Annotated in this window: 17 protein-coding genes; 6 read left to right on the plus strand and 11 right to left on the minus strand. The window is 60.6% G+C overall.

Annotated features, from left to right (window positions below):
- Window positions 1–129 precede the first annotated feature (129 nt).
- The 3 genes from PMI18_RS16220 to PMI18_RS16210 all read right to left on the minus strand — a co-directional run bounded on the left by PMI18_RS16220 (window position 130) and on the right by PMI18_RS16210 (window position 5216).
- A complete protein-coding gene (locus PMI18_RS16220; RefSeq protein WP_007900112.1) occupies window positions 130–771 on the minus strand; it encodes a DUF1345 domain-containing protein in 642 nt (213 codons plus the stop codon).
- A 173-nt stretch (window positions 772–944) separates the two neighbouring features.
- Window positions 945–4043 carry an efflux RND transporter permease subunit gene (locus PMI18_RS16215; protein ID WP_007900113.1) on the minus strand — a complete coding sequence of 1033 codons (3099 nt, stop codon included), beginning with the start codon at window positions 4041–4043 and terminating at the stop codon, window positions 945–947.
- Window positions 4044–4058: 15 nt separating this feature from the next.
- Complete coding sequence (locus PMI18_RS16210; RefSeq protein ID WP_007900114.1) at window positions 4059–5216, minus strand: efflux RND transporter periplasmic adaptor subunit; 1158 nt, start codon at window positions 5214–5216, stop codon at window positions 4059–4061.
- Window positions 5217–5492: 276 nt separating this feature from the next.
- Between PMI18_RS16210 and PMI18_RS16205 the strand changes: the two genes are divergently transcribed.
- Both PMI18_RS16205 and PMI18_RS16200 read left to right on the plus strand, forming a co-directional pair.
- Window positions 5493–6194, plus strand: a complete 702-nt coding sequence (locus tag PMI18_RS16205; RefSeq protein ID WP_007900125.1) for a response regulator transcription factor — start codon at window positions 5493–5495, stop codon at window positions 6192–6194.
- A gap of 4 nt (window positions 6195–6198) precedes the next feature.
- Window positions 6199–7500 (plus strand): ATP-binding protein, encoded by a 1302-nt coding sequence (locus tag PMI18_RS16200; RefSeq protein WP_007900127.1) that lies wholly within the window; start codon window positions 6199–6201, stop codon window positions 7498–7500.
- A gap of 183 nt (window positions 7501–7683) precedes the next feature.
- On the opposite strand, the gene pncA is transcribed toward PMI18_RS16200, so the two are convergent.
- Window positions 7684–8313, minus strand: coding sequence for a bifunctional nicotinamidase/pyrazinamidase (gene pncA / locus PMI18_RS16195; RefSeq protein ID WP_007900129.1), 630 nt, complete (start codon window positions 8311–8313; stop codon window positions 7684–7686).
- Window positions 8314–8640: 327 nt separating this feature from the next.
- On the opposite strand from pncA, the gene PMI18_RS16190 reads away from it, so the two are divergent.
- Together PMI18_RS16190 and nudC are read left to right on the plus strand one after the other, a co-directional pair.
- Window positions 8641–9453, plus strand: a complete 813-nt coding sequence (locus tag PMI18_RS16190) for a crotonase/enoyl-CoA hydratase family protein (protein ID WP_007900132.1) — start codon at window positions 8641–8643, stop codon at window positions 9451–9453.
- Between the two features lie 6 nt (window positions 9454–9459).
- On the plus strand, window positions 9460–10290 hold the full coding sequence (nudC, locus tag PMI18_RS16185) for an NAD(+) diphosphatase (RefSeq protein ID WP_007900138.1): 831 nt from the start codon (window positions 9460–9462) through the stop codon (window positions 10288–10290).
- Here nudC and PMI18_RS16180 read toward each other — a convergent pair.
- Window positions 10258–11037, minus strand: coding sequence for a TSUP family transporter (locus PMI18_RS16180; RefSeq protein ID WP_007900140.1), 780 nt, complete (start codon window positions 11035–11037; stop codon window positions 10258–10260). The two genes, nudC and PMI18_RS16180, sit on opposite strands and share 33 nt — an antisense overlap.
- A 193-nt stretch (window positions 11038–11230) precedes the next feature.
- On the minus strand, window positions 11231–12469 hold the full coding sequence (locus PMI18_RS16175; RefSeq protein ID WP_007900142.1) for an acyl-CoA dehydrogenase family protein: 1239 nt from the start codon (window positions 12467–12469) through the stop codon (window positions 11231–11233).
- 332 nt (window positions 12470–12801) lie between these two features.
- Here PMI18_RS16175 and sfnG point away from each other — a divergent pair, with 332 nt between their 5' ends.
- Window positions 12802–13896 carry a dimethylsulfone monooxygenase SfnG gene (gene sfnG, locus PMI18_RS16170; RefSeq protein ID WP_007900146.1) on the plus strand — a complete coding sequence of 365 codons (1095 nt, stop codon included), beginning with the start codon at window positions 12802–12804 and terminating at the stop codon, window positions 13894–13896.
- 120 nt (window positions 13897–14016) lie between these two features.
- Here sfnG and PMI18_RS16165 read toward each other — a convergent pair whose 3' ends face one another.
- Window positions 14017–14493 carry a nuclear transport factor 2 family protein gene (locus PMI18_RS16165; protein ID WP_007900152.1) on the minus strand — a complete coding sequence of 159 codons (477 nt, stop codon included), beginning with the start codon at window positions 14491–14493 and terminating at the stop codon, window positions 14017–14019.
- Window positions 14494–14548: 55 nt separating this feature from the next.
- Window positions 14549–15112 carry a TetR/AcrR family transcriptional regulator gene (locus PMI18_RS16160; protein WP_033036363.1) on the minus strand — a complete coding sequence of 188 codons (564 nt, stop codon included), beginning with the start codon at window positions 15110–15112 and terminating at the stop codon, window positions 14549–14551.
- A gap of 234 nt (window positions 15113–15346) precedes the next feature.
- On the opposite strand from PMI18_RS16160, the gene pssA reads away from it, so the two are divergent.
- Window positions 15347–16690, plus strand: coding sequence for a CDP-diacylglycerol--serine O-phosphatidyltransferase (gene pssA / locus PMI18_RS16155; RefSeq protein ID WP_007900156.1), 1344 nt, complete (start codon window positions 15347–15349; stop codon window positions 16688–16690).
- Between the two features lie 135 nt (window positions 16691–16825).
- Here the strand turns inward: pssA and efeO (PMI18_RS16150) are convergent, their stop codons facing one another.
- From efeO (PMI18_RS16150) to efeO (PMI18_RS16140), 3 genes are read right to left on the minus strand one after another with little or no spacing between them, the layout of a single operon-like run.
- Window positions 16826–17650, minus strand: a complete 825-nt coding sequence (gene efeO, locus PMI18_RS16150; protein ID WP_007900157.1) for an iron uptake system protein EfeO — start codon at window positions 17648–17650, stop codon at window positions 16826–16828.
- A 19-nt stretch (window positions 17651–17669) separates the two neighbouring features.
- Complete coding sequence (gene efeB / locus PMI18_RS16145) at window positions 17670–18968, minus strand: iron uptake transporter deferrochelatase/peroxidase subunit (protein ID WP_007900158.1); 1299 nt, start codon at window positions 18966–18968, stop codon at window positions 17670–17672.
- Between the two features lie 18 nt (window positions 18969–18986).
- A complete protein-coding gene (gene efeO / locus PMI18_RS16140) occupies window positions 18987–20186 on the minus strand; it encodes an iron uptake system protein EfeO (RefSeq protein ID WP_007900159.1) in 1200 nt (399 codons plus the stop codon).

A 20186-nucleotide genomic window follows, 5' to 3' on the forward strand; every position in this document is an offset into this window, starting at 1 on the left:
TTCGGTGACATCGAGAGGGCCGGCAATAGCGTGTCGGCGACATGTCGGATCATTTATCACGGGGAATGCAAAATCTACTGTCATAAATGACAGGTATAAAGGCCCGATTTGTTATCGCGAGTCAGAAAATCAGCCGAAAAGCCCCGCCGCAATATTGATCGAAAACCCCAGAATCGCCGTATTGAACACAAACCCGATCAACGACTGCGCCAGTACGATCTTGCGCAGATCCCGCGTCGCCACGCCGACGTCGGCCGTTTGTACCGCCACACCGATGGTGAATGAGAAATACAAAAAGTCCCAGTAATTAGGCGTTGTCAGCCCCTCGGCAAATCGCAGCGCCGGTTCCTTGCCGTTCCAGGTGTAATACAACCTTGCGTAGTGCACGCTGAAAATCACCCCGATCAGCAGCCATGAACCGATTACCGTCAATGCCGTGAAACCGTAGCGCAGCAGTTTGCGGGTGGTTTCCAGGTCCCGGCTGCCGGCGAGTTCGAAGGTGATGGTGGCGAGGCTGGCCAGCGCCGCTATGCTCACCAGCAGCAACACCAGACCGGCGTTTTCGTCCTCGACCTCGGCAATGCGTTTAACGTCCGGGGCCTTGGCCCGCATGGTGAGCCAGAGCATCAGCACCAGATAGGTCCAGACCCCGGCGTTCCAGCCGATGAGGATTTTGCTGATGATTGAGTCTGCGGGGGCCAGAATGCCGACCGCGACGCCGAGTGTGGCAGCGGCGGACAGGCGTGGGTGGGTGCGGGCGAGTAGGGGCATGAGAACTCGATTGGCCTGAGTGTCTAAACACCTTAGCCCAGGTTGTGACCACAACGATAATCCCTTGTAGGAGCGAGGCTTGCCCGCGAAGGCGGTGTGTCAGTCGACATTAATGTTGAATGTGACGGCCTCTTCGCGGGCAAGCCTCGCTCCTACAGGAGATGTGCTGTGGGTTAGATGTTTTTGTGGCGCTTGCTCACCAGTTTCATCACCACCACAAAAAACACCGGTACAAACACCACTGCCAGGGTCGCGGTGATCATTCCGCCGATCACCCCGGTGCCGATGGCTTGCTGGCTCGCCGAACTGGCCCCGGTGGCGATTGCCAGCGGTACCACGCCAAGGATGAACGCCAGCGACGTCATGACAATCGGTCGCAGGCGCAGGCGCGCGGCTTGCAGGGTGGCGTCGATCAGGTCGTGGCCTTCGTCGTACAGGCTTTTGGCGAATTCGATGATCAGGATCGCGTTCTTCGCCGACAGGCCAATGATGGTGATCAGCCCGACCTTGAAGAACACGTCGTTGGGCATCCCGCGCAACGTCACCGCCAAGACCGCGCCGAGTACACCCAGCGGCACCACCAGCAGCACCGACGTCGGAATCGACCAACTCTCATACAGCGCCGCCAGACACAGGAACACGATCAGCAGCGACAGCCCGAGCAGAATCGGTGCCTGGCTGCCGGACAAGCGCTCCTGCAACGACAGCCCGGTCCATTCCTGACCCAACCCCGCCGGGCCCTGCGCCACCAGCCGTTCGATTTCCGCCATGGCTTCGCCGGTGCTGTAGCCGGGCGCCGGTTCGCCGGAAATGCTGATGGCCGGGTAGCCGTTGTAACGGGTTAATTGCGCCGGGCCCTGGGTCCAGTTGGCCCGAACGAAAGCCGACAACGGCACCATGTTCTCGGCGTTGTTGCGTACGTGAATTTTCAGCAGGTCGTCGACCTGACTGCGCTGATCGCCTTCAGCCTGGACCACCACCCGTTGCATCCGCCCCTGATTGGGGAAGTCGTTGATGTAGGCCGAACCTACGGCGGTGGACAGCACGTTGCCGATGTCGGCAAACGAAATGCCCAAGGCGTTGGCTTGCTTGCGGTCGACTTCCAGTTGCACCTGCGGCGCTTCGGCGAGGGCGCTTTCGCGCACGTTCATCAGGATCGGGCTTTTTTCGGCGGCGGCCAGCAATTGGCTGCGCGCCAGCATCAGCGTGGCATGGCCGAGGCCGCCACGGTCTTGCAGGCGGAACTCGAAACCGCTGGAAGTGCCGAGGCCATCGACCGGCGGCGGCAGGACCGCAAAGGCCATGGCATCCTTGATCTGACTGAGCGCGATGTTGGCGCGGTCGGCAATCGAACTCGCCGAGTCGTCGCTGCCCCGATCCGACCAATCCTTGAGCGTGGTGAACGCCAGCGCGGCGTTCTGCCCGCTGCCGGAGAAGCTGAAACCGAGAATCACCGTGCTGTCGCCGACACCCGGTTCGGTGGCGTTGTGCGCTTCGATCTGCTCGACCACCTGCACCGTGCGGTTCTTGCTCGCGCCCGGCGGCAGTTGAATGTCGGTGATGGTGTAACCCTGGTCTTCCACCGGCAGGAACGAGGAGGGCAGGCGACTGAAGCACAACCCCAGACCGATCAGCAGCACGCCGTAGATCAACAGGTAACGCCCGGTGCGTTTCAACGCATACGCGACCCAGTCCTGATAGCGCTCGGTCAGTTGCTCGAAGCGCCGGTTGAACCAGCCGAAGAAGCCGCCCTTGGTGTGATGTTCGCCCTGGGCAATCGGCTTGAGCAGCGTCGCGCACAGCGCCGGGGTCAAGGTCAGGGCGAGGAACGCCGAGAACAGGATCGACGTGGCCATCGACAGCGAGAACTGCCGGTAAATCACCCCGACCGAGCCCTGCATGAACGCCATCGGAATGAACACCGCCACCAGCACCAGGGTGATGCCGATGATCGCCCCAGTGATCTGCTTCATCGCCTTGCGCGTCGCGTCCTTGGGCGACAGGCCTTCGGTGGCCATGATCCGCTCGACGTTCTCCACCACCACAATCGCGTCGTCCACCAGAATGCCGATGGCCAGCACCATGCCGAACATGGTCAGCACGTTGATCGAGAAGCCCAGCGCGAGCATGGTCGCGAAAGTGCCCATCAGTGCCACCGGCACCACCAGCGTTGGAATCAGCGTGTAGCGGATGTTTTGCAGGAACAGGAACATCACCGCAAACACCAGTACCATCGCCTCGACGAGGGTGTAGACCACTTTGGTGATCGAGACTTTGACGAAGGGCGAGGTGTCGTACGGAATCTTGTATTCGACGCCGGCCGGGAAGTAGCGCGCCAGTTCATCCATCTTCGCCCGCACCAGCGTCGCGGTGCTCAGGGCATTGGCGCCTGGCGACAGTTGCACGCTGACGGCGGTCGACGGTTTGCCGTTCAGCCGCGTGGAGAATTGATATTCCTGACTGCCGATCTCGACCCGCGCCACATCGCCGATGCGCACGGTGGAACCGTCAGGACTGGCCTTGAGCACGATGTCGGCGAACTCTTGCGGCGTCGACAGCTGGCCTTTGACCAGAATGGTCGCGGTGATTTCCTGCGTGGTGCGGGTTGGCAAGTCGCCGATGCTGCCCGCGGAAACCTGAGCATTTTGCGCAACGATGGCGGCATTGACATCGGCCGGGGTCAAGTTGAAGCCAATCAGTTTCTGCGGATCGATCCAGATCCGCATCGCCCGTTCGGCACCATACAACTGGGCCTTGCCGACGCCGTCCAGTCGCTTGATCTCGTTCATCACGTTGCGCGCGAGGTAATCGCTGAGCGCCACATCGTCGAGCTTGCCGTCGCTGGAGGTGAGGGTGATCAGCAACAGAAAACCGGCGGAGACCTTCTCCACTTGCAAACCCTGCTGGGTGACGGCTTGCGGTAAACGTGACTCCACCACTTTGAGGCGGTTTTGCACGTCGACTTGCGCCATTTCCGGGTCTGTGCCCGGCTGGAACGTCGCGGTGATGGTGGCGCTGCCGAGGCTGCTCTGGGATTCGAAATACAACAGATGATCAGCGCCGTTGAGCTCTTCCTCGATCAGGCTGACCACGCTTTCGTCCACGGTCTGTGCCGAAGCGCCCGGGTAGGTGGCGTAGATTTCGACTTTCGGCGGCGCAACGTTCGGGTACTGCGCCACCGGCAACTGCACAATGGCCAACGCACCGGCCAGCAGGATGAACAAGGCGATCACCCAGGCGAATACCGGGCGGTCGATAAAGAACTGCGGCATAAAAAAGCGTCCTGCTTACTGACCAGAAACCTGGGCAAGTGGAAGAGGGGTGTTGTCGATCTGGACTTTTTCACCGGGGCGCGCGTGTTGCAGGCCCTCAGTGACGATGCGGTCGCCGGGCTTGAGGCCGCTGGTGACGATCCAGCGATCGTTCTGCACCGCGCCCAGTTCGACCGGTTGCTGGCCGACTCGCTGGTCGGCGTCAAGCAGCAGCACTTGGGCAATGCCGGCGCTGTCACGCTGGATGGCCCGTTGCGGCACGCTGATGCCTTGCTGATTGAACGCTTGCTCCAGACGCACGCGAACGAAGCTGCCCGGCAGCAAGTCGAGGTCCGGGTTGGGGAATTCGCTGCGCAGAATGATCTGACCGGTGCCCGGGTCGACGGTGATGTCGGTGAACAACAACTTGCCCGGTAGCGGGTAGAGGCTGCCGTCGTCCTGAATCAATGTGGCTTTGGCCTGACCTTGGCCCACTTCCTTTAACTGGCCGGAACGGAACGCGCGGCGCAGGTCGTTGAGTTCACGGGTCGATTGCGTCAGGTCAGCGTGGATCGGGTTCAACTGCTGAATCAATGCCAAAGGGGTGGTTTCGTTCTGCCCGACCAGCGCGCCTTCGGTCACCAGTGCGCGGCCGATGCGTCCGGAAATCGGCGCCGTGACAGTGGCATAACCCAGGTTCAGTTTCGCTCGCTCCACGGCGGCTTTGTTGGCAGCGACATCGGCGGCGGTCTGCCGGGCATTGGCCCGGGCGTTGTCATAATCCTGGCCGCTGATGGCGTTGCCTTCGATCAACTGGGCGTAACGCTGCTCTTGCAGTCTGGCCTGGAACGCATTGGCCTCGGCCTTGCGCAATGCGGCTTCGGCGCTGTCCAGGTCGGCTTTGAACGGCGCCGGGTCGATACGGAAGAGAACGTCGCCTTTTTTTACGTCGCTGCCTTCACGAAAGGCCTGCTGCAACACCACGCCGGCCACACGGGCGCGCACTTCGGCGATCCGTGGCGCGACAATCCGCCCGCTCAGTTCGCTGCTGATCGATAGGGGGCGGGCTTGTATGGTTTCGATCCGCACGGTGGCCAGCGGTGCCTGTTCTTCGGCGGTCGAGGACTGGTCACAAGCGCTCAGCGTCAACGCCAGTGCAATCAGGCTGAGCGTGGCAAGCAGGTTCTTTGACATGTGAATACCCCAATAATGACCTCCCGCATCCTACGGGGAGCCGATCAAGGTAGCGGTGAAGCTTTGTAGGCGCTGTGTGAAATTGTGTAAGGGTTTTGCTCATGGGCGTGTGAGGGCGTATATCCTTGGCGACCGCTTCGCGCTCGATCGCGGGCAAGCCTCGCTCCTACAGGATTTGTGCCGGACGCCAATCCGCGACCAACCGGAGCCCTGCAGGAGCGAGGCTTGCCCGCGAAGAGGCCCTTATGGTCACCCCTGCACTTTCTGGAAACACCCATGCCCAACATCCTCCTGGTCGAAGACGACTCCGCACTCTCCGAACTGATTGCCAGCTACCTGGAACGCAACGGCTATTGCGTCAGCGTGATCAGCCGTGGCGATCATGTGCGCGAACGGGCGCGGCTCAATCCTCCGGACCTGGTGATTCTCGATCTGATGCTGCCGGGGCTCGACGGTTTGCAGGTCTGCCGCTTGCTGCGAGCCGATTCGGCGACTTTGCCGATCCTGATGCTCACCGCCCGCGACGACAGCCACGATCAAGTGTTGGGCCTGGAAATGGGGGCCGACGACTACGTCACCAAACCTTGCGAACCACGCGTCTTGCTGGCCCGGGTGCGCACCTTGTTGCGCCGCAGCAGCCTCAGCGAACCGATGACCGCCAACGATCGCATTCTCATGGGCAACCTGTGCATCGACCTGTCCGAGCGCACCGTGACCTGGCGCGAGCAACTGGTCGAGCTGTCCAGTGGTGAATACAACCTGCTGGTGGTGCTGGCCCGGCATGCCGGCGAAGTACTGAGCCGCGACCAGATTCTGCAACGCTTGCGCGGTATCGAATTCAACGGCACCGACCGTTCGGTGGACGTGGCCATCTCCAAGCTGCGGCGCAAGTTCGACGACCACGCCGGCGAGGCGCGCAAGATCAAGACTGTGTGGGGCAAGGGTTACTTGTTCAGCCGCTCCGAGTGGGAATGCTGAGTCGATGTTCAGAATCCTGTTTCGCCTCTATCTGGTGACTATCGTCTCGTTCAGCGCAGCGATCTACCTGGTGCCGGACCTGGTGATCCAGGTTTTCCATGAGCGCTTCGTGACCTATAACCTTGATTATTCCCGAGGTTTGCAAACGCTGATTGCCAAGCAGTTTCGCGCCGTGCCTTCAGAGCAGTGGCCAGCGCTGGCAACTGAGATGGACAAGGAATTTCAGCCGCTGCACATCGTGCTGACCCGCAACGACGACGCCGAATTCACCCTCGATGAACGTGAACGCTTGCGGCGCGGTGAGAACGTGGTGCGCATCGGTGATTGGGGCTGGCGTACCCTGGCGGTGGCACCGCTGAACGAGCAGATGGTGGTGAAAATGGTCGTGCCGCCGGACCCGACGGACGTCAGTTGGCTGTACTGGAGCATCAACGTGCTGATCGGCGCGACCATGCTCGCCTGTCTGTTGCTGTGGTTGCGCCCGCACTGGCGCGACCTGGAACGCCTCAAAGGTACCGCCGAACGCTTCGGCAAGGGCCACCTGAGCGAGCGCACACAGATTTCCCCCAGCTCCAACATCGGCAGCCTGGCCAACGTGTTCGACACCATGGCCGGCGATATCGAAAACCTGCTCAATCAGCAGCGCGATCTGCTCAATGCTGTGTCCCACGAACTGCGCACGCCGCTGACGCGGCTGGATTTCGGCCTGGCCCTGGCGCTGTCCGACGACTTGCCGGCCACCAGCCGCGAACGTCTGCAAGGCTTGGTCGCGCACATTCGCGAACTGGATGAACTGGTGCTGGAATTGCTGTCTTACAGCCGCTTGCAAAACCCGGGGCGGCTGCCGGAACAGGTCGATGTGTCGCTGGATGAGTTCATCGACAGCATTTTGGGCAGCGTCGATGAAGAGCTTGAGTCACCGCAAATCGTCATCGATGTACTGCTCAACGGCCAGCTCGAACGCTTCTCGCTGGACCCGCGACTGACCGCCCGGGCGATTCAGAACCTGCTGCGCAATGCGATGCGCTATTGCGAAAAACGGATTCAGATCGGTGTGCAGGTGTGCCCCAAGGGCTGTGAGATCTGGGTGGATGACGATGGCATCGGCATTCCGGAAGAAGAGCGGGAGCGGATTTTCGAGCCGTTTTACCGCCTGGACCGCAGCCGGGATCGCGCCACTGGCGGGTTTGGTCTGGGCTTGGCAATCAGTCGCCGGGCGCTGGAAGCCCAGGGCGGCACACTCACCGCGCAGGCTTCGCCGTTGGGGGGAGCGCGGTTTCGACTTTGGTTGCCGACCCCTACTTGAATCTTTCACCGTACCTGTGGCGAGGGAGCTTGCTCCCGCTGGGGCGCGAAGCGCCCCCAATACCTACAAATACATTTCTCCAAAGAGACTTCATTCGAAGATTTTGCGACTGCTTCGCAGCCGAGCGGGAGCAAGCTCCCTCGCCACAAGGAGTCATTTGCCATGGGGGTTGTGCATGATCGTTCAACCAAGTATTTCGGTTGATGGAATCAACCCGACCCCAGCCACCTGCATCCGGTCAATCGCTGCCGCCAGCGATCCATCCAGATCAATCGCCCGACATGCATCCATCACCACAAACGCATTGAACCCCGCCGCCCGCGCGTCCAGCGCAGAAAACATCACGCAGAAATCCAGCGCCAACCCGACCATGTAAACCGTGTCGATGCCGCGTTCTTTAAGGTATCCGGCCAAGCCTGTGGTCGTGGTTCGATCCGCTTCCAGAAACGCCGAATAGCTGTCGATGCCCGGATTGCAGCCCTTACGGATGATCAGTTGGGCGTGGGGCAGGTCCAGTTCCGCGTGGAACTCGGCGCCGGGTGTGGCCCGTACGCAATGCTCAGGCCAGAGCGTTTGCTCGCCATAAGGCAACTGAATCACGTCGTAAGGTTTGCGCCCCGGGTGGCTGGAAGCGAATGAGGCATGGCCGGGCGGATGCCAGTCCTGGGCGATGATGACCTGTTTGAATTGGCGACCCAGACGATTAATCAGGGGCACAATCAGGTCACCCTCCGGCACCGGCAGTTGACCGCCGGGAATGAAGTCGTTCTGTACGTCGATAACCAGCAAGGCTGCACGTGAAGAGATTGGCATGGGTGGGGTTCCTCCTTGGAAAGTCAGGTGCAAGCATAGTGATAACTTTGCTGGTGCGCTAAGGCGGGTTCATGAAATGGCTGCGTTTGTGGCGGTGAAGGTCAGTTGGATCGGTGGTGTGGCCTTCGCGGGCAAGTCTCGCTCCTACAGGGGAATGGTGTTGGATGCATAACACCCGTAGGAGCGAGGCTTGCCCGCGAAGAGGCCCGTCCAGACACCACAAAACCCGGAGCAGTCCCGCATTTGGCCGAACCGCTGCCTTACTGCCGGCACGGATGCCTTGTTATAGTTCGGGCCTCATATTCTGCCCGGTAAAGGATCACTGCCATGTCTCAATACACCGCCTTCAGCGTCGAATTGGCCGATAACATCGCCCATGTGCAGATCAACCGCCCGGAAAAGATCAATTCGATGAACGCCGCGTTCTGGAGCGAGATCATCGATATTTTCCAGTGGATCGACGATACCGATGAAGTCCGGGTGGTGGTGCTCAGTGGTGCCGGCAAGCATTTTTCTTCGGGCATCGACCTGATGATGCTGGCCGGTGTGGCCAATGAACTGGGCAAGGATGTCGGCCGCAATGCGCGCCTGCTACGGCGCAAGATCCTCGCCCTGCAAGCCTCGTTCAATGCCGTCGACAATTGCCGCAAACCGGTGCTGGCGGCGATTCAGGGTTATTGCCTGGGCGGCGCCATCGACCTGATCTCGGCCTGCGACATGCGTTACGCCGCCGAGGACGCGCAATTTTCCATCAAGGAAATCGACATCGGCATGGCAGCCGATGTGGGCACTTTGCAACGCTTGCCACGGATAATCGGTGACGGCATGCTGCGTGAACTGGCTTACACTGGTCGCACCTTTGGCGCCTTTGATGCGCGCAACATCGGCCTGGTCAATCGCGTCTACAGCGATGCCGCCAGCCTGCTGGAAGGCGTGATGGGCATTGCCCGCGAGATCGCCGGCAAGTCGCCGATTGCTATCACCGGCACCAAAGAGATGATCAGCTACATGCGTGACCATCGCATCGACGACGGCCTCGAATACGTCGCCACCTGGAACGCCGCCATGCTGCAATCCACCGATCTGCGCGTGGCCATGGCCGCCCATATGAGCAAACAGAAACCCGAATTTCTGGATTGATTAACCATGACTTCACGCTGGACCACCGCAGTACTGGACACCGATCAACCCGGCGGCTGGGCCGTGGCGCGCAGCCCCGAAGGCTTTTTGTTCGATGACAATGGCGCACTGTTTCCACGCGAATGGCTCAAACGTCAGGACCTGTCGATTCTCGCCGAGCATGGCATCGGTCACCTGGATGGCGAACCGGTCTATTTGCTGGAGCTGCGCAGTCACAGCGAAGTACCGGGCTGCAACTGGAAAGGCCTGCGAGCGTTCATGCTCGAGGACGATCACACCGTCTACAAGGTGCTCGGCTATGCCGCGCAAATCGGTACTTGGGCCCGTGAACATCGCTTTTGCGGCAATTGCGGGCAGGTGATGAGCCAGGTGCCGCGTGAGCGGGCGATGTACTGTGAACCGTGTGATATACGCCACTATCCGCGCATTTCACCTAGCATGATCGTGCTGGTGACCCGTGGCGACGAAGTTCTGCTAGCTCGTTCACCTCGTTTTGTCACCGGGGTCTACAGCACCTTGGCGGGCTTTGCCGAGCCGGGTGAGTCGGCCGAGGACTGCCTGATTCGCGAGGTCCGCGAAGAGGTGCAGATCGAGGTCAAGAACATCCAGTACATGGGCAGTCAATGCTGGCCGTTCCCGCATTCGATGATGCTCGGTTTTCACGCCGAGTACGCCGGCGGCGAGATTGTCTGCCAGGAAGACGAGATCGAGGACGCCCAGTGGTTCAACGTGCACGAGCTGCCGCCGTTGCCGGCGTCACGCTCGATTGCCCGTTATCTGATCGACGTCTATGTGGCGCGGCGCTTAGGCCACGCTGAACCAGTGCTGCCAGGCTAACCGGACGGTCAAGCCGAGCACCACGGTGATGAACACCGGGCGAATGAATTTCGCACCGCCGCTGATGGCGGTGCGCGCGCCGAAGAAGGCGCCGACCATCACCGACAGGCCCATGCTCAGGCCGATGATCCAGTCCACCTGCCCGGAAAAGATGAACACCGACAGCGCTGCGATGTTGCTGACGAAGTTCATGCTGCGCGCCACACCGCTGGCCTTGACCAGGTCGATGGGGTAGAGCAGCAGACTGCTGACGGTCCAGAACGCTCCCGTTCCCGGACCGGCCACGCCGTCGTAGAAGCCGAGGCTGAAGCCTTGAGTCGATTGCCACTTTTTCTTGATCGGTGCGTCGCTGTCCAGCGGCGCCTTCGGTGTGCCGCCGAACAACAGGTACAGGCCACAAGCGAAAACGATCACCGGCAGCATCTTGTTCAGCCATTCCGCCGGCAAATAATGAGCGACCACGGCGCCGGTGAGCGCGCCCACCAACGTGCCGACGATGGCGTGCGTCCATTGCCGAGGATGGAACAGCTTGCGCCGGTAGAAAGTGAAACTGGCAGTGGCGGAGCCGAAGGTCGAACTGAGCTTGTTGGTGCCCAGCACCAGATGCGGTGGCAGGCCGGCAGTCAGCAGCGCCGGAGTGGTCAACAGACCGCCACCGCCGGCGATGGCGTCGATGAAACCGGCAATGAAAGCGACGAGGGCCAGAACGGCCAGGGTGGTGAGGTCAACGCTGAGTTCGAAAGGCATGGAATGGGCTTATTCGGCAGGGCGCAGAAGAGGGCTGCGAGGAAGGCCGGTATCTTACCTATAAAGTTACCCTGTTACAGCCGATCGTTCCCACGCGCTGCGTGGGAACGCCGCCATGGACGCTCCGCGTCCGCTTCGGATGTGACGCGGAGCGTCACGGGATGCATTCCCACGCGGAGCGTGGGAACGATCATTACCGGGTGGCAGGCCCATTACCGATCTGCCACACGAACGGCGGTTCAGTCCCGTTGATCGCCCAGTCGCCGACAATCCGCGCCTTGTAGATCACCGGATTGTGCGATGACACGGTCCGCGCATTGCGCCAATGCCGGTCCAGCGATTTGCCTTCGCGCACATCCGAAGCGCCCAAGGCATTGAACAACGACGTGGTCGCACGCTGGATCAATTCCGAGACCACCACCTGAGCCTTCGCCGACTCAATCTCCGCTGCCACATTCGCCGCGCGCTCCAGCGCTTCATCCCCCGAGAACCGCGCCAGATAAGCCCGTTGCGCCGGTTGCGCAGCCTTCAAGGCACTGGCTTCGGCGGCATACACCCACGCTGCCACTTCACCGACAACCTGCTGCACTTGCGAGTCCTCGCTGACCCGTTGTGCATTGCCGTGGCTGTAGATGCGTTTACGCTCGCGCACCTGATGCGCCACATCGCGCAACGCGGCGCGGCCAATCCCGGCCAGGGTCGCCAGCAGCACCAACTGATAAAACGCCGTCTGGTATTTGAATCGGGTGGCGAAGTCGATGATGTTCTCGGCGTCCACTTCCGCCTCGACAAACCGCGAAGTGCCGCTGCCCGTGGTGCGCTGGCCGAAACCGTCCCAGTCATCGCTCTGCACAATTGCCGGTTGGCGTGTGCGGACGGCAGCGATCACATCGCCGCCGGTATCGCTGCGTTGGGCATAGACATCGATCCAGTCAGAAAAAATGCTGCCGGTGCTGTAGAACTTCTCGCCGTTGAGCCGCCACCGATCGCCGTCGGGCGAGACCTTGGTGATCACATCACCGATCGCTACGCTGCCGATTTCGGTCCAGGCGCAGCCGACGATATCTCCCTCCACGAAGCGTTTGAACCAGACATCCCGAGCCGGCCCCGGTGCCGCGTTCAAACGATCCTCGGCAAAGGCGAAATGCCCGCGCAAGGCCTGGGGTACGTTGGAATCGGCTTCGGCCAGTTCGATCAAGAGCTCGAACAGCTGCGGCAGAGACGCGCCGCCACCGCCGTATTCAACCGGCACCCGCACCGCGCCGAAGCCGGCGTCCTTGAGCCATTGAATCGGTTCGTAAGGCAGGCTGCGGGTTTGCTCGCGCTCAACGGCACTGGCGGCGATGCGCTGGAAGATCGGCCGAAAACGCAAGGCCAACGCTTCATAGTCAGTGCCGGTGGACAGCGGGTTGATTACGTGATGTTCGGTCATGGGACAGCTCCTTGGAACGGCAGTGAGTGCCATAGGGGATTGCACGGACCATGCCGAAGCTCGCAGACCCTGGTTTACTGGATGTTGTGGATTTCGGTGTGGCCTGAATTGTTGCTGTGCCAACAGTGCATCAGCAAATTGCTCCAGCACATCACATACCTGTGGCGAGGGAGCTTGCTCCCGCTGGGCTGCGCAGCGGCCCCAAAATATTTGTGAGCGCTGCGCACTCAAGCGGGAGCAAGCTCCCTCGCCACAGTGTCACCTCAAGATTCAGCGCTGGCACGGTTGCTGCTCTGGCCTCAGGACTTCCCTGAAAACCCGAGGACATGCCAATGAGTCAGCAAGCCGTCAAATTTGCCTACTGGGTGCCGAACGTCAGCGGTGGGCTGGTGGTCAGCAAGATCGAGCAGCGCACCCACTGGGGCATCGACTACAACCGCAAGCTGGCGCAACTGGCCGAAGAGGCGGGGTTCGAATATGCCCTGACCCAGATTCGTTTCACCGCCGGTTATGGTGCCGAATTCCAGCATGAATCCGTTGCCTTCAGCCATGCGCTGTTGGCCGCAACGACCCAGTTGAAAGTCATCGCGGCGATCCTGCCGGGGCCATGGCAGCCCGCGCTGGCGGCCAAGCAACTGGCAACCATTGATCAACTCACCAACGGCCGAGTGGCGGTGAACATTGTCAGCGGTTGGTTCAAGGGTGAGTTTCAGGCCATCGGTGAACATTGGTTGGAACACGACGAACGTTATCGCCGCTCCGAAGAATTTATCCGCGCATTGAAAAGCATCTGGAGCCAGGACAACTTCACCTTTCGCGGCGACTTCTACCGCTTCGACAACTACAGCCTCAAACCCAAGCCGCTGGGTCAGCCGGAAGTCTTCCAGGGCGGCAGCTCCCGTGCGGCCCGGGACATGGCGGCGCGGGTTTCGGACTGGTACTTCACCAACGGCAATACCCCCGAAGGCATCAAGGCCCAGGTCGACGACATCCGCACCAAAGCGGCCGCGAACAATCATTCGGTGAAGGTCGGGGTGAATGCCTTCGTCATTGCACGAGACACCGAAGAAGAAGCACGGGCGGTGCTGGCGCAGATCATCGATCAGGCCGATCCCGAAGCCGTGAATGCCTTTGGTGATGCGGCAAAGCAGGCGGGCAGGGCGTCGCCGGAGGGTGAGGGCAACTGGGCCAAATCGACCTTTGAGGATCTGGTGCAGTACAACGATGGCTTCAAGACCAACCTGATTGGCACTCCACAACAGATCGCCGAGCGGATCGTCGCGTTGAAAGCGGTGGGCGTGGATTTGGTGCTGGCGGGGTTTCTGCACTTTCAGGAGGAAGTGGAGTACTTCGGCAAACGGGTGTTGCCGTTGGTGCGGGAGCTGGAAGCGAAGGCGGCTGTAACGCCGCAAGCCGCGGTCGCCTGAACACCAAAAAAACTGTGGGAGCCGGGCTTGCCCGCGATGACGGTTTCACATTCAACAAATAAGTTGCCTGTGACATCGCCATCGCGGGCAAGCCCGCTCCCACATGGGATCTCGGTGAAGTTATAGGCCCAGATCGGACAAGCCCGGGTGATCATCCGGCCGGCGGCCTAGCGGCCAGTGGAACTTGCGGTCGCTTTCCTTGATCGGCATGTCGTTGATGCAGGCGTAACGGTTGAACATCAAGCCGTTCTCGTCGAACTCCCAGTTCTCGTTGCCGTAGGAGCGGAACCAGTTGCCCGAGTCGTCGTGCCATTCGTAGGCGTAACGCACCGCGATGCGGTTGTCGCCATGGACCCAGAGTTCCTTGATCAGTCGGTAGTCCAGTTCCTTGGCCCATTTACGGGTCAGAAAACTTCTTGCTTCTTCTCGGTTGTGGGCGAACTCGGCGCGGTTACGCCACTGGGTGTCCAGGGTGTAGGCCAGGGACACCCGTTCCGGGTCGCGGGAGTTCCAGCCGTCTTCGGCCAGGCGAACTTTTTCGATGGCCGATTCACGGGTAAACGGCGGCAATGGCGGACGAACTTCGGCAGTAGACATATTAAGTCTCCCTATCAAATTAACGTTCAAGCAAGTTGTCGGCTTATTAAAAGTGTTACAGGTCCAATAACTTTCGCGCCATGCATTGCGCATTATCGGCGGCACTGTGATCACCCATCACAAGCGCTACGGTAATGGCACCGTCGATCAGGATCAGCAGCTGTTTGGCCAGCGTCTCCGGGTCTGTTGCGCCATGTTCGGTGCAGAGCTCGCACACGTAGTCGAGCAGCTTCTGTTTGTGGTCTTTGGCGACCAGGCGAACCGGGTCTTGCGCGTCACCGGTTTCGCCGCTGGTGTTAATGAATGCGCAGCCGCGAAAGCCTTCGGAGGCGAACCAGGCCTTGAGCACGGTAAACAGGTTGAGCAGCCGGTCGGCCGGGCTCTCGGCCTTGCCGACTTCGCTTCGGTACCAGTGCATCCAGCGCACATCGCGGCGTTGCAAGGCCGCGACGGTGAGCTCCTCCTTGTTGGCGAAGTAGCGGTAAATACTTTTTCTGGAGACGCCGGCGGTTTTCACCAGAAGATCCATGCCCGTGGCAGCGATGCCACTTTTGTAGATCAACTTTTCGGTGACATCCAGAATGATGTCGCGTGTGTCATTGCTAGTGATTTCGTTCATGCGGCTAACAGTAGAATGATCGTTCTCCTTGGTCAAGAGATTATTTGTTGTGGTTGTGAGATTGCCTTCGCGGGCAATTGCCTTCGCGGGCAAGCCTCGCTCCTACAGGGGAATGCAATCAACCGTAGGAGCGAGGCTTGCCCGCGAAGAGGTCTTTACAGACACTAACAAGACCCAAACCGATCCATGGTGTAAGCTCTCGGGTTCTTCGGATTCGACCCTTTTGCGAGCCCTATGCCGTCGCTTTTCAAACGCTCTCTGCTGCCTAAACTGCGCAGTTTTCCGCTGACCGCCGATGCCGTCACCATCCTCTCTGGCGCCGCCGAGTTCCGTCGTTGCCTGCTGGAAAAAATCGCCCAGGCCACCCAGCGCATCTATATCGTCGCGCTGTACCTGCAACAAGATGAGGCCGGCCAGGAAATCCTCGATGCCCTGCACGCGGCCAAACTGGCGCGCCCGGAACTGGATGTGGTGGTAGTCGTGGACTGGCTGCGTGCCCAGCGCGGTTTGATCGGTGCCGGCAAGCAACCGGGCAACTCGGCCTGGTATCAGGAAACCACCCGCAGCCACGAAAGCGTTGTACCGGTGTACGGCGTGCCAGTGCAGACCCGCGAGCTGTTCGGCGTGCTGCATTTGAAGGGCTTCGTGATCGACGATTGCGTGCTCTACAGCGGCGCGAGCCTGAACAACGTTTACCTGCACAAATTCGACAAGTACCGCTTCGACCGTTATCACCTGCTGCAGAACCACGCGCTGGCCGATTCGATGCAGCACCTGATTCAGCACGGTCTGATCGCCTCCAAAGCGGTGCATCGCCTCGACCTGCCGAACCTGCCGACCACTCGCAGCCTGCGCAACGACATTGGTGACCTGCGCAGCCGTCTCAAGCACGCGACGTACGACACCACAGCGGGCAGCACGGCGAAGGGCGGTTTATCGGTCAGTCCCTTGCTCGGCGTGGGCAAGAACAATCCGTTGAGTCGGGTGATCTGTGAGCTGATCGCCAGCGCCCAGCATCAGCTGACCATCTGCACGCCGTACTTCAACCTGCCGCTGGCGGTGACCCGGGAAATCAACCGTGCCCTGGCCCGTGGCGTGAAGATCGACATCATTGTCGGCGACAAAACCGCCAACGACTTCTACATTCCGCCGAGCGAGCCGTTCAAGGTGATCGCGGCACTACCATACCTTTACGAGATCAGCCTGCGGCGCTTCGCCAAGCGTCATCAGCGCAGCATCGACAGTGGCAAGCTGAACCTGCATTTGTGGAAGGATGGCGACAACACCTATCACCTGAAGGGCATGTGGATCGATCAGCGCTATACCTTGCTGACCGGCAACAACCTCAATCCACGGGCGTTCCGTCTCGACCTGGAAAACGCGTTGCTGATCGATGATCCGAAAGGTGAATTGCTGGAGCCGCGTGGCAATGAACTGGCGGAGATTTTCCGGCACACCAGCCGCATCGAGCGGTATCAGGATCTGGAAACACTGCCGGATTATCCGACGGGAGTGGCCAAGTTTCTCAAGCGAGTTAGCCGGGTAAGGATCGAGCGGTTGTTGTATCGGATTTTGTGAGGATTAACACGGCGGGGCGGGTGTGGCGCCAGTAAGGACGCCTTCGCGGGCAAGCCTCGCTCCTACAGAGGAATGCAATCAACCGTAGGAGCGAGGCTTGCCCGCGAAGAGGCCCGCTCAAACGCTACAAAAAACTCAATTCAACCCCAACTTCCCCCGCAACATCGACAAATCCTCAGCCAACGTATTCACCGGCCCGACCAGCGCCTTGCGGTCACTGTCCTTCACCTTGTCATACGTCTCAAAGCCACCACCCGCAGTTCTGTACTTGGCCAACGTCTTGTTCACCGTGGCGAAGTTCTTGTCGACCTTGGCCATGAACGCCGCGTCCTGCTTTTCGATCTGCGGACGGAACAAGTCGACGATTTTCTTCGCGCCGTCGATGTTGCCTTGGAAATCATATAGGTCGGTGTGGCTGTAACGGTCTTCCTCTCCGGAAATCTTGGTGGCGGCCACTTCTTCAAGCAATGCTGCAGCACCGCCGACGACTTTTTCCGGAGGGAAGGTCAGGCCGGCGACGCGGGTTTGCAGGTCTTTCACGTCTTTATTCAAGCCGTCGGCCAACTCGTCCAGGCCCTGGGTGCTGTTCTCCGAGAACAGCGAATATTCGAGGCGGTGGAAACCTGTGAAGTCTTCAGCCTTCACACCTTTTTCGTGGTCGTCGACCCGGGAGTCGATGGACGCATCGAGGTCACTGAACAACTCGGCAATCGGCTCGATGGATTCGTAATAAACCCGGGTCGGCGCATAGAGTTTTTTCGCGCTGGCCAGGTCGCCTTTTTTCACCGCGTCGGTGAATTGCTGGGTGTGGCTGGCCAGTTCATCCAGTTGTTCGGTGACGTAGATCTTGTAGTCCGAGATTGGCCCCACCAACTCCAGCGGCGCCGTTGCCGCGAAAGCCGAAAGCGGGGTGCTGAGCAAACCAAGGGTCAGCAGTAACGTGAGGGGCGACTTTTTCATGGGGCGGTTCCGTAAGGGCCTATGCAGTGGTTTTTTGCTGTGTCGCATTCAGAAGCGAACGACCGATGAAATCCTTATCGTCGGTCACGCCGGGCAAGGTGAAGAAGTACCCGCCGCCGACTGGCTTGAGGTATTCCTCCAACGGCTCGCCGTTGAGTCGTGTTTGCACGGTGATGAAGCCTTTTTGCAGGTCTGCCTGGTAGCAGATGAACAGCAAGCCCATGTCCAGCTGACCGTTCTTGTTCACGCCGTTGGAGTAGTTGAACGGCCGGCGCAGGATCAGGTTGGCCTGGGTCGCGGCGGTGCGCGGGTTGGCCAGGCGGATGTGGGCGTCGAGCTTGGTCAGCTTGCCTTGCGGGTCTTTGGCGTAGTCCGGGACCTGGGTTTCGTGTTCGCCATCCATCGGTGCGCCGGTGCTCTTGACCCGGCCGAGGATGCTTTGCTGTTCTTGCAGCGGCGTGCGGTCCCAGCGTTCGACGAAGTTGCGGATGATCCGCACCGCCTGATAGCTGCCATTGACTGCCCAGGCCGGTTCGTCGCTGCCGGGCTGGACCCAGACGATGCTGTCCATGGCTTTGGCGTCGTTGGAATCCGGGTTGGCCGAGCCGTCGCGAAATCCCAGAAAGTTGCGCGCGCTTTGCGCCGGCACACCGGGTTTCGCCGGGGCTTGCGGCGGCACGCTGCCTTCCTGTTTCCAGCGCACCAGCAACAGGTCCGGCAGGTTTTTCACGATGTCGCGCAGGGCGTGGATATTCGTGTCGGTGGTGTTGGAGCAGAACTGCAGGCTCAGGTCGCCGTGGCAGTAGTCGGCTTCCAGTGCATCGTTGGGGAAACCGACCATGCGGCTCAGCCGCTTGGGCTTGGCGCCGGCCAGACCGAAGCGTTCGTCGAACAGCGACTCGCCTACCGAGACGGTGATGGTCAGGTTGTCTGGCGTCACCACCGGGCCAAGAATCCCTGAATCCAGTGGCGGCAGTTTCGGATCGACCTGGGCCACCGGGCCGCCCTGCATCAGGAACGCGATGCGCTCGTTGAGCGTGCGAAACAACCGCTCCAGATCTTCGCGGTCGCTGGCCAGTACGTCGAACGACACCAGCATGCCCGATGCCGGACGTGGGGTGACAATGCCAGTCTGGTGCTTGCCGTGGAACGCGTGGCGGTCCTCGGTTTTGTCGCTGCTCGGCGCTTCGGTGACTTGCGCGGGGCTGGCGGCCATGGCCGGGCAGCTCAGGGCCGAACCGGCTAATGCCACACCGGCGGCGCCCATGCCCATCAAGACGCGACGGCGTTGTGCTGAAAACTGTTCTGAGTCGTTCATGTGAAAGTGGTCTTCTGCTTACAGGCCGGAAAGGCCAAGGGCGGGATCGATTCCATCGAGTGCATCGGCCAGAACCTTGGCCTTGTCGGCGATGTGCTTGCGTTGCTCGGCGCTGACGGTGTCGTAGCTGGCGTAGCCATCCTTGACCTTGAAGCCGTTGAGTTCGGCGTCGAAGGCGGTAATCGCACTGTCGATTGTCGGCAGCAATTGGGCAGCGGATTTGCTCAGCAATGGCCGTAACAGGTCGACGACTTTGCGGGTCGCATCGAGGTTGGCGGCAAAACCGATCAGGTCGGTGTGGCTGTAGCGTTCTTCTTCACCGCTGCTGGCCCGGACATCGGCGAGGCTGTTGAGGTTGCGCACCAGAATGCCCACCCATTGTTCCGGCGGCAGCGACTGGGCCAGCAGTTGCTGTTTGAGCGTGATGACGTCGGTGATCAGGCGCTGGGCAACGGGCGTCAGGCCATCGAGGTTGCGTTGCTGGAACAGTGCGTACTCAAGACGGTGGAAGCCAACGAAACCCGGATCCTGCTCGCGCTTGTCGAAGTAATCGGCGCGGGCGTTGATCGCATCGTCCAGTTCCGCCAGGCGCTGGGCCGCTGGAGCCAAGCGTTGATAGGCCGCGCGCGCCGGCACATACAAGGCTTGCGCCTGGCTCAGGTCGCCGGCGTCGATCGCTTGCTCAAGGGCAGTGACGGCTTTGATCAGCGCCGTGCTCTGGCTGTTCAGGTAGACGCGGAACTCCGAGAGCGGCCCAATGAACGCCACCATCGATGGGCGCGCTTTCGCAGCCGCATCGGAGGCGGCGGTCGGGGTGACATGCAGCGTGCCGCGTGGATTGCTCAGCAGGCCACAAGTGATTGCATAGTCGCCGGGCAGCAGGTTGGCATTGATCACCTGGCTCAGGCCGGGGGCGATGTTCTCGCGTTCTTCGACCACCAGCACCCCGTCGAGGATTTCCCATTCGACGGCACGGTCCGAGCGGTTGACGATGCGAAAACTGGCGCGACCAGCCGGGACCGTCAGCGCATTCGGCTCGCAGCTGTGCGGGTGAATGGTCACGACTACTTCGTCATGGTTGGTCTGGCGCTTGACCGCGGCCATTTTCGAGGCGTAGTAGAACAGGCCGCCGGCAGCGATCATTACGATCACCGAACCGGCCACCGCCCAGCGCAAGGCGCGGGGAGGGGAAGCCTGGGGAGGGGTTCGATTTGGCAT

The sequence above is a fragment of the Pseudomonas sp. GM102 genome (assembly GCF_000282555.1).
Lineage (GTDB): Bacteria > Pseudomonadota > Gammaproteobacteria > Pseudomonadales > Pseudomonadaceae > Aquipseudomonas.

What these genes read in the sequence shown, in the direction of transcription:
- PMI18_RS16220 (WP_007900112.1), bottom strand. Translation starts at nt 771, where the DNA reads ATGCCCCTACTCGCCCGCACCCACCCACGCCTGTCCGCCGCTGCCACA.
- PMI18_RS16215 (WP_007900113.1), bottom strand. Translation starts at nt 4,043, where the DNA reads ATGCCGCAGTTCTTTATCGACCGCCCGGTATTCGCCTGGGTGATCGCC.
- PMI18_RS16210 (WP_007900114.1), bottom strand. Translation starts at nt 5,216, where the DNA reads ATGTCAAAGAACCTGCTTGCCACGCTCAGCCTGATTGCACTGGCGTTG.
- PMI18_RS16205 (WP_007900125.1), top strand. Translation starts at nt 5,493, where the DNA reads ATGCCCAACATCCTCCTGGTCGAAGACGACTCCGCACTCTCCGAACTG.
- PMI18_RS16200 (WP_007900127.1), top strand. Translation starts at nt 6,199, where the DNA reads ATGTTCAGAATCCTGTTTCGCCTCTATCTGGTGACTATCGTCTCGTTC.
- pncA (WP_007900129.1), bottom strand. Translation starts at nt 8,313, where the DNA reads ATGCCAATCTCTTCACGTGCAGCCTTGCTGGTTATCGACGTACAGAAC.
- PMI18_RS16190 (WP_007900132.1), top strand. Translation starts at nt 8,641, where the DNA reads ATGTCTCAATACACCGCCTTCAGCGTCGAATTGGCCGATAACATCGCC.
- nudC (WP_007900138.1), top strand. Translation starts at nt 9,460, where the DNA reads ATGACTTCACGCTGGACCACCGCAGTACTGGACACCGATCAACCCGGC.
- PMI18_RS16180 (WP_007900140.1), bottom strand. Translation starts at nt 11,037, where the DNA reads ATGCCTTTCGAACTCAGCGTTGACCTCACCACCCTGGCCGTTCTGGCC.
- PMI18_RS16175 (WP_007900142.1), bottom strand. Translation starts at nt 12,469, where the DNA reads ATGACCGAACATCACGTAATCAACCCGCTGTCCACCGGCACTGACTAT.
- sfnG (WP_007900146.1), top strand. Translation starts at nt 12,802, where the DNA reads ATGAGTCAGCAAGCCGTCAAATTTGCCTACTGGGTGCCGAACGTCAGC.
- PMI18_RS16165 (WP_007900152.1), bottom strand. Translation starts at nt 14,493, where the DNA reads ATGTCTACTGCCGAAGTTCGTCCGCCATTGCCGCCGTTTACCCGTGAA.
- PMI18_RS16160 (WP_033036363.1), bottom strand. Translation starts at nt 15,112, where the DNA reads ATGAACGAAATCACTAGCAATGACACACGCGACATCATTCTGGATGTC.
- pssA (WP_007900156.1), top strand. Translation starts at nt 15,347, where the DNA reads ATGCCGTCGCTTTTCAAACGCTCTCTGCTGCCTAAACTGCGCAGTTTT.
- efeO (WP_007900157.1), bottom strand. Translation starts at nt 17,650, where the DNA reads ATGAAAAAGTCGCCCCTCACGTTACTGCTGACCCTTGGTTTGCTCAGC.
- efeB (WP_007900158.1), bottom strand. Translation starts at nt 18,968, where the DNA reads ATGAACGACTCAGAACAGTTTTCAGCACAACGCCGTCGCGTCTTGATG.
- efeO (WP_007900159.1), bottom strand. Translation starts at nt 20,186, where the DNA reads ATGCCAAATCGAACCCCTCCCCAGGCTTCCCCTCCCCGCGCCTTGCGC.